Consider the following 667-nt stretch of genomic DNA (forward strand, 5'->3'; position numbering starts at 1 on the left):
AGAGGGAGGAAGGGAGAGGGGAGAGAAAGGAGAAGGAAGGAGAAAAGGAAAGGGAAAGAAGAAAGGGAAAGAAAGAGGGAGGAAAGGAGGGGGGAGGAAAAGAGAAAAGGGGAAAGAAGGAGAGAAAGAAGAGGGGAAAGGAGGAGAGGGAAGAGGGGGGAGGGGAGGGAGGGAAAAGAAAAGGAGAGGAGGAGGAAAAGGGGGGGGGGAAAAAGAGGGGAGAAAGGGAGAAAGGGGGAAAGAAGGAGGAAAAGAAAGGGGGGAGGAGGAAGGAGGGAGAAAGGGAAAGGGGAAAGGGAAGAGAAAAGAAGGGGGAGGGGAAGGGGAGGAGGAAAGGGAGGAAGAGAGAAGAGAGAGGGAGAAGGAAGGGGAAGGAGGGAGGGGGAGAAGAAGAGAAAGAGAGGGGGGGGGGGAGGGGGGGAGGGGGGGGGAGGAAGAGGAAAAGGGGAGAGGAGGAGAAGGGGGGAGAGGGGGAAGGGGAGGGGGAAGGAGGAAAGGAGAGGAGGAAGGGGGAGGGGAGGGGGGGGAGGCGAAGGGGGACGGGCGGAGAGGGAGAAACGAGGCAATCGACGCGAACAACGCCGGGAGGACCGGCGGGCCAGGGGCCCGGCAGGGGGGCGGCAGAGCTGCAGGACTCTTTGTTGGTCGTGATGCACGACTTGCACCG

General features: G+C 60.7%; 1 pseudogene. It reads left to right on the forward strand.

Annotation, left to right across the window (positions count from 1 at the left end):
• A pseudogene (locus IB236_RS24180) lies at positions 1-667 on the forward strand (hypothetical protein); the annotation flags it as partial.

This window comes from Acidovorax sp. ACV02 (assembly GCF_014851475.1).
GTDB lineage: Bacteria > Pseudomonadota > Gammaproteobacteria > Burkholderiales > Burkholderiaceae_C > Acidovorax > Acidovorax delafieldii.